This is a genomic window from Streptomyces javensis (assembly GCF_039525925.1).
GTDB lineage: Bacteria > Actinomycetota > Actinomycetes > Streptomycetales > Streptomycetaceae > Streptomyces > Streptomyces asiaticus.
Window position 1 is genome coordinate 1 of the sequence record NZ_BAAAIF010000279.1, and the last position, 669, is coordinate 669.

General features: G+C 65.9%; 1 protein-coding gene. It reads right to left on the reverse strand.

The annotated features are described in order from the left end of the window. Nucleotides 1-669: condensation domain-containing protein (locus ABD329_RS47950; protein ID WP_425574493.1), on the reverse strand; the 669-nt coding region annotated here is incomplete at both ends.

Consider the following 669-nt stretch of genomic DNA (forward strand, 5'->3'; position numbering starts at 1 on the left):
GCACGCTCGGTCGGGGTGAGCAGGTCGATGTCGCTGAGGGGCCGGTCGGGGTCGGTCAGGGCCTGCTCCAGCAGACGGCGCCACCGCTGGATGAGCGCGTCGACCGTCCGCTCGGTGAAGATGTCGGTGTTGTACTCCACCGTGATGTCCAGCCCCGCAGGCGCGCCATCGTCCGCGTGACGCTCACCGACACTGATCAGCAGATCCATCCGCGAGGTACCCGCACCGACCCGCTCCACCCTGCCCTCCGCCCCCGGCAGGTCAAAACCGGTGTGAGCGGTGTTCTGCAAGGCCAGCATCACCTGGAACAACGGATGATGCGCCAACGTCCGCGCCGGATTCAACGCCTCCACCACATACTCAAACGGCACATCCTGATGCGCATACGCCTCCAGATCCACCGCCCGCACCCGCCCCAACAACTCCCGAAACCCAGGACGACCAGACACGTCCACCCGCAACACCAACGTATTCACAAAGAACCCGACCAGATCCTCCAACGCCTCATCCCCACGCCCGGCAATCACCGACCCGAGCACCACATCCTCACCCGCACCCAACCGGCCCAACACCGCCACAAGCCCCGCATGCAACGCCATGAACAACGTCGCACCCTCCGCACCCGCCACCCCCACCAACCCACCGTGCAACCACCCCGGCCACACAAAC